Here is a 12,792-nt window from a genome sequence, read left to right as displayed (position 1 = left end):
CCTAGAATTGCGGGTTTTCCCGGGCGCCACCCTGTGCGGTGGCTCGCTCCCTGTCCCCCATCCGGCCCCTTCCGTTCCCGCATGACCCGCCCTCCGGACCCTCGCCGCCGCGCCCGGTGGCTCAAGACCCTGCATGAATGGCACTGGGTGAGTTCCGCCATCTGCCTCGTCGGCATGCTGCTGTTCGCGGTGACCGGGTTCACGCTCAACCACGCCGGCCAGATCGAGGCCAAGCCCCGGGTCACCAGCCTGCGGGCGACCGTGCCCGCACCGGTGCTCCAGGCTGTGGCGCCCCCCGCCGGGCAGGCCCGCGCGCCCTGGCCGCCGGCCCTGCAGGATTGGGCGCGGGCGCAGTGGTCCGTCGACACGGCGGGGCGCGAGGCCGAGTGGTCTGCCGATGAGGTCTATGTCTCGCTGCCGCGCCCCGGCGGCGACGCCTGGATCCGTGTGGGCCTGGCGGATGGCGAGGCCGAGTACGAACGCACCGACCGGGGCTGGATCTCCTACTTCAACGACCTGCACAAGGGCCGCAACACGGGCGCGGCATGGAGCTGGTTCATCGACGCCTTCGCCGCCGCCTGCCTGGTGTTCTGCATCACGGGCCTGTTCATCCTGAAGATGCACGCCGGCAACCGGCCCTTCACGTGGCCGATGGTCGGCCTGGGCCTGGTGCTGCCGGCCCTGCTGGCGTTCCTGTTTATCCACTGAACCGAAAGAGGAAAAATGCCCATGAAAAAGCATTTGCAGCTGCGCTACACCGTGGCGATGGGGGCCTGCCTGGGCGCGCCCGCCTTCGCGGCCGGTCTCGGCGTGGGGATCGAGATCCCGCGCCTGGAGGTGGCCGAATACCACCGCCCCTACGTGGCCGTGTGGGTCGAGCGCGCCGATGCCACCGTGGCCTCCACCCTGGCCGTCTGGTACGACGTGAAGATGAAGGACGCCGAGGGCAGCAAGTGGCTCAAGGACATGCGCCAGTGGTGGCGCCGCACGGGCCGCGACCTGTCGGTACCGATCGACGGCGTGACCAGTCCCACGCGCCCTGCCGGCAAGCACCTGCTGCAGTTCACCGAAGGCACGAACCCGCTCGCCCGGCTGCCCGCCGGCAGCTACAAGCTGGTGGTGGAGGCCGCGCGCGAGGTCGGTGGCCGCGAGGTGGTGACCGTGCCTTTCGCCTGGCCCGCTGCCAAGGGCGAGCCCCTGCGGGCCAAGGGCACCACGGAGCTGGGCGAGATCACGCTCGAACTCAAGCCCTGATCCGGCAAGCCCTTCACCCCCCATTCCCATCCATCCGGAGTTTCCGCATGCATTCCAAGACACCATCGCGCCTCGCCGCTGCCTGCCTCGTCGCCCTCTGCGGCGCGTTCACCTCCGCGCAAGCCCACAACGTGTGGCTGCTGCCGTCCACCACCGTGCTGTCCAAGGCCGAATGGATCACGGTGGACGCCGCGGTGTCCAACGACCTGTTCTTCTTCAACCACTTCCCGCTGGGCCTGGAAAACCTCACCGTCACCGCCCCCGACGGCAGTGCCGTGGCGCCCGAGAACGCCCACAAGGGCAAGCTGCGCAGCGTGTTCGACCTGAACCTCACGCAGACCGGCACCTACCGCCTGGCCGTTTTGAACAACGGCCTGTTCGCCACCTACAAGGACAAGGCCGGCCAGCCCAGGCGCTGGCGCGGCACGGCGGAAAAATTCGCGGCCGAGGTGCCTGCCGACGCCCAGGACCTCAAGGTCACGCAGTCGGCCGGGCGCATCGAAACCTACGTGACGGTGGGCAAGCCCAGCGCCGTGAAGGCCAGCGGCAAGGGGCTGGAGCTGGTGCCCGTGACGCACCCCAACGACCTGGTGAAGGGCGACAAGGCCACCTTCGCCTTCCACATCGACGGCAAGCCCGCCGCCGGGCTGGAGGTGGTGCTGGTGGCGGGTGCCACGCGCTACCGCGACAAGCAGGACGAGATCAAGGCCACCACCGATGCCAAAGGCGAGTTCAGCGTGACCTGGCCGCAGGCCGGCATGTACTGGGTCGATGCCGATGCCAAGGACGACAAGGTGTCGCTGCCCCAGGCCAAGGAACGCCGCCTGTCGTACGTGGGCACGTTGGAGGTACTGCCCTGACCCCGTCCGCCCCCGTGCGGGTGCGCTATGCGGGCGTGCCGCTGCAGGGCGGTGGCCGCAGCGGCGCCACCGCCGAAGTGCTGCTGCCGCAGCCAGCGGGCGGCGCGGCCACGCCTTCGTTCGTGCCGGCCGGGTATGCCACGGCGCCGTCGCCGCGCCGCGCCGATCCGGCCGCGCTGCACACGCTGTCGGGCGAGTCCATGGGCACGACCTGGCGCGTGCGCCTGGGCAACCCGCGCTTCGCGCCGCTCGCGCCGGTGCGTGCCGCCATCGACGCCGAGCTGGGCCGGGTCGTGCAGCAGATGAGCCATTGGGAGCCGGACTCCGACCTCTCGCGCTTCAACCGCGCCGCGGCCGGCACCTGGCACACGCTGCCGGACGAGTTCTTCACCGTGCTGCAATGCGCCTTCGACTGGTCGCAGCGCAGCGGCGGCGCCTGGGACCCCACCGTGGGCCCGCTCGTGGACCTGTGGGGCTTCGGCCCGGGGGCCGGGCCGGTGGCGCGCATCCCATCGCCCCAGGCCCTGAGTGATGCACGGGCCCGCGTGGGCCATGGCCGCATCGCGTTGCAGCCTGAGCACTGCCAGGCCCGGCAGCCGGGTGGCGCGCAGCTCGATCTGAGCGGCATCGCCAAGGGCTATGCGGTGGACTGCGTGGCGCAGCATCTGCAGGCGCAGGGCTGGACCGATTTTCTGGTCGAGGTGGGCGGCGAGCTGCGTGCCAGCGGCCGCCGGCCGGACGGGCAGCCCTGGCGCGTGGCCGTGGCCGATCCCGCGGGCCATGCCCCGCGCGCGCTGGTGCTCCAGGGCATGGCCGTGGCCACCTCGGGCGACCTCTGGCATGCGTTCGACCATGCAGGCCGCCGCTATTCCCACACCATCGATCCGCGCACCGGCGAGCCCGTGCACCACGCGCTGGCGAGCGTGACGGTGCTGCATGCCGAGTGCATGCAAGCCGACGCGCTGGCCACCATCATCACCGTGCTGGGCCCGCAGGACGGCCTGGACTTCGCGCGGCGGCAGGGGCTGGCCGCGCTGGTGTGCGAGCGCACGCCGCAGGGCCTGGCCTGGGCCGCGACGCCGGCCTTCGAAGCGCTGGCGGGGGCCTGACACCATCGCCTGCTGCATCCCATGGTTTTTTCGATTCCCGTGCCGCGCCTTGCCGCGGCATTGATCCTGGTCTTGCTCTATGGGCTGATGTGCACCGCCATCGCACGGCGCGAGCGCCGCCGCGCACGCCGTGCGCGGGCCGAGGCGGCCGAGCTGGCCTCGGCCCGCGAAGGGGTCCCGCCGCTGCTCGTGGCCTATGCCAGCCAGACGGGCCAGGCCGAGGCGCTGGCCCGCGAGACCGCGCGCCTGCTGCACGCGGCCGGCGAGCCCGTGCACCTGTGCGCGCTGGGCGCGGTGGATGCGGCGCTGCTGCAGCGCACGCGCCGGGCGCTGTTCCTGGCCAGCACGTACGGAGAGGGCGATGCGCCCGACAACGCGGCGGGCTTCCAGGGGCAGTGGATGGGTGCGGCCGCGGCGCCCGCGCTGGCAGGCCTGCAGTACGGCCTGCTCGCGCTGGGCGACCGGCAATACGCGCACTACTGCGGCTTCGGCCGCCAGTTGGACGGCTGGCTGCGCGCGCAGGGCGCGGTACCGTTGTTCGAGCGGGTGGAGATGGACAACGGCGCCCCGGCCGCGCTCCTGGCATGGCAGCACCAGCTGTCGCAGGTCGCGAACCTGAACGGGGCGCCTGCCTGGGAGGCGCCGCCGTTCGCCGACTGGACGCTGGCCGCGCGCCGCCACCTCAATCCGGGCAGCCTGGGCGCGCCGGTGTTTCACATCGAGCTGGCGCCCCCGCCCGGCACCGCGGCCGATTGGGCATCGGGCGATCTGGTGCAACTGTGCGCGCCGGCCGACCCGCAACGCCCGCGCGACTATTCCATCGCCTCGGTGGCGGGTGACGGACGCATCCATCTCACCGTGCGCCAGGCCGTGCGCGAGGACGGCACGCCCGGCGTGGCATCGGGTTGGCTGTGCGCAGGCCTCGCGTCGGGGGGCGCCGTGCCGCTGCGCCTGCGCGCGCACGGGCCTTTCCGGCTGCAGGACAACGCCGCGCGGCCCCTCGTCTTGATCGGCAACGGCACGGGTATCGCCGGCCTGCGCAGCCATCTGCGGGCGCGCGCCGCGGCGGGGGCGGGCCCGAACTGGCTGGTGTTCGGCGAGCGCCAGGCGGCGCACGATTTCCTGTACCGGGCAGAGATCCAGGCCTGGCAGGCCAGCGGCGTGCTGACGCGCCTGGACCTGGCGTTCTCGCGCGACCAGGCGCAGCGGGTGCACGTGCAGGACCGGCTGGCCGAGGCCGCCGATGCGCTGCGCGCCTGGGTGGCGGACGGCGCGGCCATCTACGTCTGCGGCAGCCTGGTGGGCATGGCGCAGGGCGTGCATGCCGCGCTTTGCGCCGTGCTCGGCGAGGAGGCGATGGAGGGCCTGGTGCGCAGCGGGCGCTACCGCCGCGACGTGTATTGACGCAGGCGCCACGGCGCAGAGGCCGGCATGCCGGCCCCTGCGCTGCCCGGCGATGGAGCGCCGGTGGAAAGGCCGCTTACTTGGCGGCCACCGTCTCGGGCATGGCCGAGGAGTGGTGGTGGGCGATCAGCCACTGGCCGTTCACGCGCTCGTACACGTAGGTGTAGCGGGCCTGCACGGTCTTGCCGTCCTTGAAGCGGAACGTGTAGGTGCCCACGTCCTGCGCCACGTTGCAGCCGATGCGGATCGTGCGGCTGTCGATCTTGCCCTGCGGCTCGCTCTTGAGGAACTTCACGAAGTAGTCGCGGATTTCCAGCGGCGTCGTGCGGGGCTGGTTGGACACGGTGGGCAGCAGCACGCCGTCCTGCGCGTAGTTCGCGGTGACCTTGTCCGGGTCCAGCGTGCGCAGCGAAGCGTTCCAGCGGTCGAACAGCGCGGAGATCTGCTTTTCGTCGGCAGGGAAGCAGACCGGCTCACCCTGACCCTGCGCGAAGGCCGGGGCGGAGACGGAGAACAGAGCCAGGGCAGCTGCGGAGAGGGCGGTGTGAAGCGTCTTCATGGGGTCCTTTGAGAAAAGTGGGTCAAGCGCCGGCCTTCGCCGGCACTGCATCGCTCACTGCGATACAGGACCTATTCTTCAAGGCGTGCATGAACACGGCCGTTGCAGCCCCATGAAGGGCAGATGACGCAAAAATGAACCGCCGATGAACAGGCTTTCGCCCCCGTGTCACTCGGCCGCGGCATCCAGCCGGTACCCGAAGCCGCGCACCGTTTTCAGAAGCGAGATGGCATGGCCTTCGTCGATTTTCGCGCGCAGGCGGCGCACGTAGACATCGACCACGTTCGTCAGCGGGTCCTCGTTGGTGCCCCAGACATTGGAGAGGATGCGCTCACGGCTGTACACCCGGCCGGGCGCGCTCATGAGCAGCTCCAGGAAGGCCAGTTCCTTCGCGGTCAGCGCGATGGGCTGGCCGGCGCGGCTGGCCTGCATGCGCTCCAGGTCGAGCACCAGATCGGCCACCTGCAGCGTGCTGGCGCGCTGGCGCTGCTCGCGCCCCCGGCGCATCAGCGCCTCGATGCGGGCCAGCAGCTCTTCGAACGCGAAGGGCTTGGTGAGGTAGTCGTCGGCGCCCAGCCGCAGGCCGTTGACCTTGTCCTCGGTATTGCTGAGTGCGCTGAGCATCAGCACCGGCACGTGGCGCCCTTCGGAGCGCAGCGTCTGGCACAGCTCCAGGCCGCTCAGGCCGGGCAGCATGAGGTCGAGCAGCAGCAGCCCGGGATCGCCGGTGCGCGCCAGGGTCAGGCCGTCCGGGCCGTTGCGCGCCAGCTCCACGCTGTAGCCTTCGGCCTTGAGGCCGCGCAGCAGGAAGTCCGCCACGCGCGGATCGTCTTCGACCACCAGGATGTTCATGCGGTTTCCTCGGGGGACAGGGTTTCGGGGTGGCTGGCCGAAGGCACGGTGATCTGGACCACCGTGCCCACGCCGGGCTGGCTGTCGATGTCGATGCGGCCGTGGTGCGCGTGCACGATGGACTGCGCGATCGACAGCCCGATGCCGGTGCCGTCCGCGCGGTGCGCCCGCGCGCGCTGGCCGCGCACGAAGCGCTGGAACACGGCGGGCAGTTCCTCGGCCTCGATGCCAATGCCTTCGTCGCGCACCAGCACCTGGGCTTCGCCATCGGGGCCGGGCTGGCAGCCCACGCGCACCGTGCCGCCGCGCTGCGAATAGCGCACCGCGTTGTCCAGCACGATCATGAGGGCCTGGCGCAGCCGGTCGGCATCGGCGTTCACCACCAGCGGGTCGCCGGGGGCGGGCGGCAGGGGCTCCACGGTCACGCCGTGCAGCCCGCCCAGCGCGGCGGCCTGCTCCGCCGCATCGGTGACCAGGGCCTGCAGGTCCAGGCGGCTCGGGCGGATCACCAACTGGTCCGCCTCGGTCCTGGCGATCAGCAGCAGGTCGTGGATCACCTTGGTGAGCTGATCGACGCCGCCCACGATGCGCTCCAGCGTCTGGCGGTATTCCTGCGCCGGCCGGTCGCCGCCGCGCATCGCGATCTCGGCCTCGCCCCGGATGGCCGTGGCGGGCGTGCGCAGTTCGTGGCCCAGGTCGGCGAACAGCTGGCGCCGGCGCTGGTCCACGCGCTGCAGGGTCTCGTGCGCCACGCTCAGTTCGTGCGTGCGGGCCTCCACCGCGTCCTCCAGTTCACGGCGCGCCGCATCGGCATGGGCGCGGTGCTGCTGCAGCTCCGCCGCCATGGCATTGAAGTGCTGGGCGACGCGATCGAATTCGTCCTTCGAGCCGGTGGCCACGCGGTGGTCCAGCGCGCCGGCCTGCAGGGCCCGCGTGCCGGCGAGCAGGCGGTCCAGCGGGCGCTGCAGGCGGCGGTTCAGGTGCAGCGCCAGCAGGGCCGCCACGGCGAGGGTGACGATCACCAGCGTGATCGCCTGCTGGCGCAGCACGTCCAGCCCGCGCTCGGTGGCGGCGCGCGCCACCGGAACGGCGCTGCGCTGGCGCTCGATGGCGCCATTGATGAGCTCGCGTAGGTCCAGGCCGCGCGCCATGTCGAACGTGGCGTTCAGCTCTTCCCACACCGCAGGGAAGTCGGCCCCGGGCTCCAGCGGCTGCAGCTGCGCCAGGCGGGCCTCCACGGCCCGGATGTTGTCCTCCAGCAGCTCCGTCATGCCCACGAGTTGCGGCACCTCCTGCGGCATGGACATGCCCTCGCGGTGGGCCAGCTCGTTCCACAGGGCCAGGTCGCGGCGGGCCAGCTCCGCCAGGGCGGCCGCGCCTTCGTGCATGCGTTCGAGCAGCCGCTCGCGCACCTCGGGCACGGCATTGGCGTTCATCAGGCGCTGGGTGGCCCACACGCGCAGCCGCTGCTTGTTGGCCGACAGGTCCAGCAACTCCGAGAGGATGTCGCTGGCCAGCCGACTGTGCTGGGCGTAGTCGTTGACGCGGTGCGTGCCCCAGTACACGAACGCGGCCTGGATGCACACCAGGGCCACGAGGGCGGCGAATGCCAGGGAGAGTCTTGCGCGGTACATGGAGCCGTCGGAGTGCGAAGGGCCTGCATTATGTTCCGTGCCGGGGCCCCGCCCACCTGCCAGGGGCCGGGCACCCGGATCGCCCGGTTGCTATGAAAATAATAGCTAAACAGGCAATCGATCTCCCGGCATCGGGGCTATTTGGCGGGGATTGCCTGGCTGCCGGCCAGCGCCCACAGCGATTCGGCCACCTCCGACATGCCGGCGCGCTGGCGGTACAGGCGGATCTCCACCGGCACGTCCCAGGCCGCCTCGCCGGCCGCCACCAGCGTGCCGGCCCGCAGGTCGTCGGCGATGAGGCTGCGCGGCAGCCAGGCCACGCCGCGCCCCTCCAGCGCCATGGTCTTGAGCAGCACCGCGTGGTGCGCGGTGAACACCACCGCCACGCCACCCGGCACGGCCGACTCCCCGCCATCGCCGTACACGCCGCGCATGCGCGCCCGCATGATGCGGCCCAGGCCCGAGGCGTCGCTGTAGGCCAGCAGGGGCAGCGGCGCGCCGTCCCGGCCGATGGCGTGCAGCGGCCCGCCGTCGGGGCCCGCCGCGCTCACCGGCTGCAGCACATCGTCCGACAGCCGCTGCATGGGGTATTGCGCCTCGTCCAGGCGCCCGGGCGCCTCGGCATGGCCGTGGCACAGCACGAACTGCACGCGCCGCTGCAGCGCCAGGTCTTCGCACGCCCGGGAGCTGTCCGACATGGTCTGGATGGGCCCCAGGCGCAGCTGCGCCTCCAGTTGGCCCAGCCAGCGCGGAAAGAAGGTTAGCGAGAGCACGTGCGTGGCCGCGAAGCGCAGGCTGGCGGCCGCCGTGTCGTGCGCGGCGCGCGCCTTGATGCGGGTGGCCTCCAGGTTGGCCAGCAGGGTTTCCATCAGGGGCAGAAAGCGCTGCCCCGCCGCCGTGAGAGCGGCCGGGTGCGCGCTGCGGTCGAACAGCTCCACGCCCACCCATTCCTCCAGCGCACGGATGTGGCGGCTGAACGCGGGCTGGGCGATGGCCCGGGCCTCGGCGGCGCGTGAGAAATTGCCGCACTCGGCCAGGGCCAGGAAGTCTTCCAGCCATTCGAGATCGAGGGGGCGGTTGCCAGGTCCCATGGGCGTCGTGTTCCGTGCAGATAGATGTATGCGATTCGGGTATTGGACGGTGCGGGGCCGTCGCCGGAAGATCCGCTGCGTTGTCGTTCCCCTGCACCCATAACGGAGACTTTGAATGCCTTCCATCGCGAATTATCGCGGGATCATCCCCGCCATCTCGTGCCCCTTCACCCCCGACCACCGCATCGACGAGCCCGCCCTGCGCAAGCTCGCCGCCTGGCTGGCCGGCCACGAGGGCGTGGTGGCCATCATGACCAACGGGCACACCGGCGAGGTGTTTTCCCTCACCCCCGCCGAGCGCGCCGAGGTCACCCGCATCGTGGCCGACGAACTGAAGGGCCGCACGCCCGTCATCTCCTCCATCGTCTGCGAGGGCCTGGCCGAGGCCGCCGAACATGCCCGCGCCGCCCAGGCCGCCGGCGCCGTGGCGCTGGACGTCATGCCGCCCCATCACTGGCTGCGCTTCGGCTTCACGCCGGGCCATGCGCTGCAGTATTTCGAGGCCATCCACCGGGCCGCGCCGGGCCTGGACCTGGTGTGCCACGTGTACCCGGCGTGGACGCGCGCCTCGTACTCGTCGCAACTGCTGGCCGAGCTCGCCCGGCTGCCCTACCTGCAGGCCTTCAAGGTGGGCCAGCGCGACATGAACAAGTACGCCCGCGACATCCAGGCGATCCGCGAGGCCGACGCCTCCAAGGCCATCCTCACCTGCCACGACGAATACCTGCTGGCCTCGATGGTGCAGGGCGTCGATGGCGCGCTGGTGGGCTTCGCCACCTTCATCCCGCAGCTCATCATCGACCTGTGGAACGCCGTGAAGGCCGGCGACCTGAAAAAAGCCATGGCCGTGCAGGCCGTCATCACGCCGCTCAAGGACGCGTTGTACGGCGGCGGCGAGCCCACGGGCGAGGCCCATGCGCGCATGAAGGGCGGCATGTACCTGGCCGGCGTGATCGACGACGCCACCGTGCGCCCGCCCACCGAGGCGCCCAACGCCCAGGAGGTCGAGGCCCTGCGCGCCGCCGTCCGGCAGGCGGGCCTGCTGCAGCGCTGATCTGCGGGTGCCATGACAAGACGGGCCGCACCGCACGGCCCGCACCGGACATTCGCGACCCCATAAAGACAGGAGACACGCCATGCAACGCAAGCCATTCCTCCGCGCCGTCCTCGGCGCCCTCGCGCTCACCGCCGCCGCCAGCGGCTTCGCGCAGACCTACCCGAACAAGCCGGTGCGCGTGGTGATCCCGTTCCCGCCGGGCGGCACGCTGGACGCCGTGGGCCGCATGCTGGCGCAAAAGCTCGGCGAGCAGACCGGGCAGAGCTTCGTGATCGACAACAAGCCCGGCGGCAGCGGCGTGATCGGCGGCGATGCGGTCGCCAAGGCCGCGGCGGACGGCTACACGCTGCTGTTCAGCGCCTCCACCTTCACGACCGCGCCGATGACGCTCAAGTCGGTGCCGTTCAGCGTCACGCAGGACTTCACGCCCGTGGCGCTGGTGGCCAAGGCGCCCCTGTCGGTGGCGGTCAACAAGGACCTGCCGGTGACCGACATCAAGTCCCTGCTGGGCTACGCCAAGAGCCACCCGGGCAAGATGACCTTCGCCGTGGGCTCCATCGGCTCGGCGGGGCATCTCTCGACCGAGCTGCTGAAACGGGCCGGCAAGATTGACTACCTCATCGTGCCCTACAAGGGCACGGCGCCGGCCTTCCAGGACCTGATCGGCGGGCAGATCGACGGCTTCATCGACCCCATCCTCGGCTCGCTCCAGTACCACAAGAGCGGCATGCTAAAGGTGGTGGCCGTGACGTCCGCCCAGCGCGTGCCCAACCTGCCCGACGTGCCCACGGTGGCCGAGACCATTCCCGGCTTCGAGTTCTACAGCTGGTACGGCCTGTGGGCCCCGGCCAAGACGCCGCCCGCGCCGGTGCAGCGCCTGAACGCCGAGGTGAACAAGGCCCTGGCCGGCGACATGGCCCAGAAGCTCAAGGACCAGGGCCTGCTCGTCACGCCGGGCAGCGTGGACGACTTCGCCAAGTTCCAGCGCGCCGACATGGAGCGCTCCCAGAAGATCGTGACCGAGGGCAACATCCGTGCGGAATGACGGCACGCCGCCCACAGGCGCCCATGCCGCCGTCACCGGCAGCAGCAGCGGCATCGGTCGCGCCATCGCCGAGTCGCTGCTGGCCGCGGGCTGGCACGTGAGCGGGCTGGACGTGGCCGCGCCGGCCATCGAACACGCCGCGTTCACGCCCGTGGCCGTCGATCTGACCGATGGCGAAGACATCGCCCGTGCCGCCGCGGGGCTGCCGGCCGTCCAGGCCCTGGTGCATGCCGCGGGTGTGCTGCGCGTGGGCCCGCTGGGCCAGCTGGACCACGCGGGCGGCGGGTTGATGTGGCGCCTGCACGTCGATGCCGCCACGCGCCTGGCCGATGCCATCGTGCCCGCCATGGCCGCACGTGGGAACGGCCGGGTGGTGTTCATCGGCAGCCGCGTGGCGCAGGGCATGCCCGGGCGCGGCCAGTACGCGGCCACCAAGGCGGCGCTGGTCGCGCTGGCGCGCAGCTGGGCGGCCGAAGTGGCGGGGCAGGGCGTGACGGTGAACGTCGTCTCGCCCGCAGCCACCGCCACCGGCATGCTGAACGACCCCGCCCGCGCCGGCAGCGCACCGCGCCTGCCGCCCATCGGCCGCCTCATCGAGCCCGGCGAGATCGCCGCGCTCGTGGGCTACCTGCTGTCGCCGCCGGCGGCGGCCATCACGGGGCAGGACATCGCCATCTGCGGGGGCTCCTCGCTCGCCCGCTGATCCTTCTTTTTTCAACCACCCAAGCACCATGAAAATCGTCGATATCGTCGAATCCACCCGGCCCATCCAATCCGACATCCGCAACGCCTACATCGACTTTTCGAAGATGACCCTGAGCCTGGTGGCAGTGGTCACCGACGTGGTCCGCGACGGCAAGCCGGTGATCGGCTACGGCTTCAATTCCAACGGCCGCTACGGCCAGGGCGCGCTGATGCGCGACCGATTCATCCCGCGCGTGCTCGAAGCCGACCCCGCCACGCTGGTGGACGGCACCGGCGAGAACCTCGACCCGCACAAGGTCTGGGCCCGCATGATGATCAACGAAAAGCCCGGCGGCCACGGCGAGCGCTCGGTGGCCGTGGGCACCATCGACATGGCCGTGTGGGACGCAGTGGCCAAGATCGCCGACCAGCCGCTCTACCAGCTGCTGGCCGAACGCTACGGCAACGGCACGCCCGACCCGCGCGTCTTCGTGTATGCCGCCGGCGGCTACTACTACCCTGGCAAGGGGCTGGACGGGCTCCGGAAGGAAATGGAGAGCTACCTGGCGCGCGGCTACTCGGTGGTCAAGATGAAGATCGGCGGGGCTTCGCTGGCCGACGACTGCGAGCGCATCGAGTCGGTGCTCAAGATCCTCGGCCCGGGCCAGCAACTGGCGGTGGATGCCAACGGCCGGTTCGACCTGCCGACCGCCATCGACTACGGCCGCGCCCTGTCGCAGTACCCGCTGTTCTGGTACGAAGAGGCCGGCGACCCGCTCGACTACGAACTGCAGGCCAAGCTGGGCGAGGTGTACCAAGGCCCCATGGCCACGGGCGAGAACCTGTTTTCGATGCAGGACGCGCGCAACCTCATCCGCCACGGCGGCATGCACAAGGACCGCGACTGGCTGCAGTTCGACTGCGCTTTGAGCTACGGGCTGGTCGAATACCTGCGCACGCTGGACATGCTCAAGGACCATGGCTGGTCCCCCAGCCGATGCATCCCCCACGGCGGCCACCAGATGTCGCTGGCCATCGCCGCGGGCCTGGGCCTGGGCGGCAACGAAAGCTACCCCGATCTGTTCCAGCCCTATGGCGGCTTCCCGGACGGCGTGAAGGTGGAAAACGGTTACGTCACGTTGCCACCGTTGCCGGGCATCGGGTTCGAGGGCAAGCCCGACCTGATCGCGGAGATGCGGGCCCTGGCTTCCTGAGAAGAATGCAGTGGGGCGGTTGCTATAAA

At 70.9% G+C, this 12,792-nt stretch carries 13 protein-coding genes; 9 read left to right on the top strand and 4 right to left on the bottom strand.

Going from position 1 to position 12,792, the window contains the following annotated elements; translation table 11 throughout:
• The first annotated feature begins 81 nt into the window (after nucleotides 1-81).
• The 5 genes from AVAK2825_RS21720 to AVAK2825_RS21700 are packed head-to-tail and all read left to right on the top strand — an operon-like array spanning nucleotide 82 to nucleotide 4,627.
• Nucleotides 82-708: a PepSY-associated TM helix domain-containing protein gene (locus AVAK2825_RS21720; RefSeq protein ID WP_284402530.1), complete on the top strand. Its 627-nt coding sequence runs from the start codon at nucleotides 82-84 to the stop codon at nucleotides 706-708.
• Nucleotides 709-729: 21 nt separating this feature from the next.
• Entirely contained in the window at nucleotides 730-1,254 is a 525-nt protein-coding gene (locus AVAK2825_RS21715) for a DUF2271 domain-containing protein (protein WP_284402529.1), read from the top strand.
• Between the two features lie 47 nt (nucleotides 1,255-1,301).
• Nucleotides 1,302-2,114: a DUF4198 domain-containing protein gene (locus tag AVAK2825_RS21710; protein WP_272568173.1), complete on the top strand. Its 813-nt coding sequence runs from the start codon at nucleotides 1,302-1,304 to the stop codon at nucleotides 2,112-2,114.
• Nucleotides 2,115-2,128: 14 nt separating this feature from the next.
• Nucleotides 2,129-3,223 carry an FAD:protein FMN transferase gene (locus tag AVAK2825_RS21705; protein ID WP_502870583.1) on the top strand — a complete coding sequence of 365 codons (1,095 nt, stop codon included), beginning with the start codon at nucleotides 2,129-2,131 and terminating at the stop codon, nucleotides 3,221-3,223.
• Nucleotides 3,224-3,244: 21 nt separating this feature from the next.
• Complete coding sequence (locus AVAK2825_RS21700; protein WP_284402528.1) at nucleotides 3,245-4,627, top strand: sulfite reductase subunit alpha; 1,383 nt, start codon at nucleotides 3,245-3,247, stop codon at nucleotides 4,625-4,627.
• A gap of 76 nt (nucleotides 4,628-4,703) precedes the next feature.
• On the opposite strand, the gene AVAK2825_RS21695 is transcribed toward AVAK2825_RS21700, so the two are convergent.
• The 4 genes from AVAK2825_RS21695 to AVAK2825_RS21680 form a co-directional block, all read right to left on the bottom strand.
• Nucleotides 4,704-5,186, bottom strand: a complete 483-nt coding sequence (locus AVAK2825_RS21695; RefSeq protein ID WP_284402526.1) for an SgcJ/EcaC family oxidoreductase — start codon at nucleotides 5,184-5,186, stop codon at nucleotides 4,704-4,706.
• 168 nt (nucleotides 5,187-5,354) lie between these two features.
• Nucleotides 5,355-6,038 carry a response regulator transcription factor gene (locus AVAK2825_RS21690; RefSeq protein ID WP_284402525.1) on the bottom strand — a complete coding sequence of 228 codons (684 nt, stop codon included), beginning with the start codon at nucleotides 6,036-6,038 and terminating at the stop codon, nucleotides 5,355-5,357.
• Nucleotides 6,035-7,672: a sensor histidine kinase gene (locus AVAK2825_RS21685; RefSeq protein ID WP_284402524.1), complete on the bottom strand. Its 1,638-nt coding sequence runs from the start codon at nucleotides 7,670-7,672 to the stop codon at nucleotides 6,035-6,037. The genes AVAK2825_RS21690 and AVAK2825_RS21685 overlap by 4 nt, the downstream gene beginning before the upstream one ends.
• Before the next feature lie 137 nt (nucleotides 7,673-7,809).
• A complete protein-coding gene (locus tag AVAK2825_RS21680) occupies nucleotides 7,810-8,763 on the bottom strand; it encodes a LysR family transcriptional regulator (protein WP_284402523.1) in 954 nt (317 codons plus the stop codon).
• A 115-nt stretch (nucleotides 8,764-8,878) separates the two neighbouring features.
• Here AVAK2825_RS21680 and AVAK2825_RS21675 point away from each other — a divergent pair, with 115 nt between their 5' ends.
• The 4 genes from AVAK2825_RS21675 to AVAK2825_RS21660 all read left to right on the top strand — a co-directional run bounded on the left by AVAK2825_RS21675 (nucleotide 8,879) and on the right by AVAK2825_RS21660 (nucleotide 12,763).
• A complete protein-coding gene (locus tag AVAK2825_RS21675; protein ID WP_284402522.1) occupies nucleotides 8,879-9,817 on the top strand; it encodes a dihydrodipicolinate synthase family protein in 939 nt (312 codons plus the stop codon).
• 82 nt (nucleotides 9,818-9,899) lie between these two features.
• Nucleotides 9,900-10,865, top strand: a complete 966-nt coding sequence (locus tag AVAK2825_RS21670; RefSeq protein ID WP_284402521.1) for a Bug family tripartite tricarboxylate transporter substrate binding protein — start codon at nucleotides 9,900-9,902, stop codon at nucleotides 10,863-10,865.
• Nucleotides 10,855-11,568, top strand: a complete 714-nt coding sequence (locus AVAK2825_RS21665; protein ID WP_284402520.1) for an SDR family NAD(P)-dependent oxidoreductase — start codon at nucleotides 10,855-10,857, stop codon at nucleotides 11,566-11,568. The genes AVAK2825_RS21670 and AVAK2825_RS21665 overlap by 11 nt, the downstream gene beginning before the upstream one ends.
• A 28-nt stretch (nucleotides 11,569-11,596) precedes the next feature.
• Complete coding sequence (locus AVAK2825_RS21660) at nucleotides 11,597-12,763, top strand: mandelate racemase/muconate lactonizing enzyme family protein (protein ID WP_284402519.1); 1,167 nt, start codon at nucleotides 11,597-11,599, stop codon at nucleotides 12,761-12,763.
• Nucleotides 12,764-12,792: the final 29 nt, after the last annotated feature.

This window comes from Acidovorax sp. SUPP2825 (assembly GCF_030158995.1).
Classification (GTDB): domain Bacteria; phylum Pseudomonadota; class Gammaproteobacteria; order Burkholderiales; family Burkholderiaceae_C; genus Paracidovorax.
This window is presented reverse-complemented; position numbering and strand designations above follow the sequence as displayed.

Coding starts and splice junctions, on each gene's coding strand:
- AVAK2825_RS21720 (WP_284402530.1), top strand. CDS start 82: ATGACCCGCCCTCCGGACCCTCGCCGCCGCGCCCGGTGGCTCAAGACC.
- AVAK2825_RS21715 (WP_284402529.1), top strand. CDS start 730: ATGAAAAAGCATTTGCAGCTGCGCTACACCGTGGCGATGGGGGCCTGC.
- AVAK2825_RS21710 (WP_272568173.1), top strand. CDS start 1,302: ATGCATTCCAAGACACCATCGCGCCTCGCCGCTGCCTGCCTCGTCGCC.
- AVAK2825_RS21700 (WP_284402528.1), top strand. CDS start 3,245: ATGGTTTTTTCGATTCCCGTGCCGCGCCTTGCCGCGGCATTGATCCTG.
- AVAK2825_RS21695 (WP_284402526.1), bottom strand. CDS start 5,186: ATGAAGACGCTTCACACCGCCCTCTCCGCAGCTGCCCTGGCTCTGTTC.
- AVAK2825_RS21690 (WP_284402525.1), bottom strand. CDS start 6,038: ATGAACATCCTGGTGGTCGAAGACGATCCGCGCGTGGCGGACTTCCTG.
- AVAK2825_RS21685 (WP_284402524.1), bottom strand. CDS start 7,672: ATGTACCGCGCAAGACTCTCCCTGGCATTCGCCGCCCTCGTGGCCCTG.
- AVAK2825_RS21680 (WP_284402523.1), bottom strand. CDS start 8,763: ATGGGACCTGGCAACCGCCCCCTCGATCTCGAATGGCTGGAAGACTTC.
- AVAK2825_RS21675 (WP_284402522.1), top strand. CDS start 8,879: ATGCCTTCCATCGCGAATTATCGCGGGATCATCCCCGCCATCTCGTGC.
- AVAK2825_RS21670 (WP_284402521.1), top strand. CDS start 9,900: ATGCAACGCAAGCCATTCCTCCGCGCCGTCCTCGGCGCCCTCGCGCTC.
- AVAK2825_RS21660 (WP_284402519.1), top strand. CDS start 11,597: ATGAAAATCGTCGATATCGTCGAATCCACCCGGCCCATCCAATCCGAC.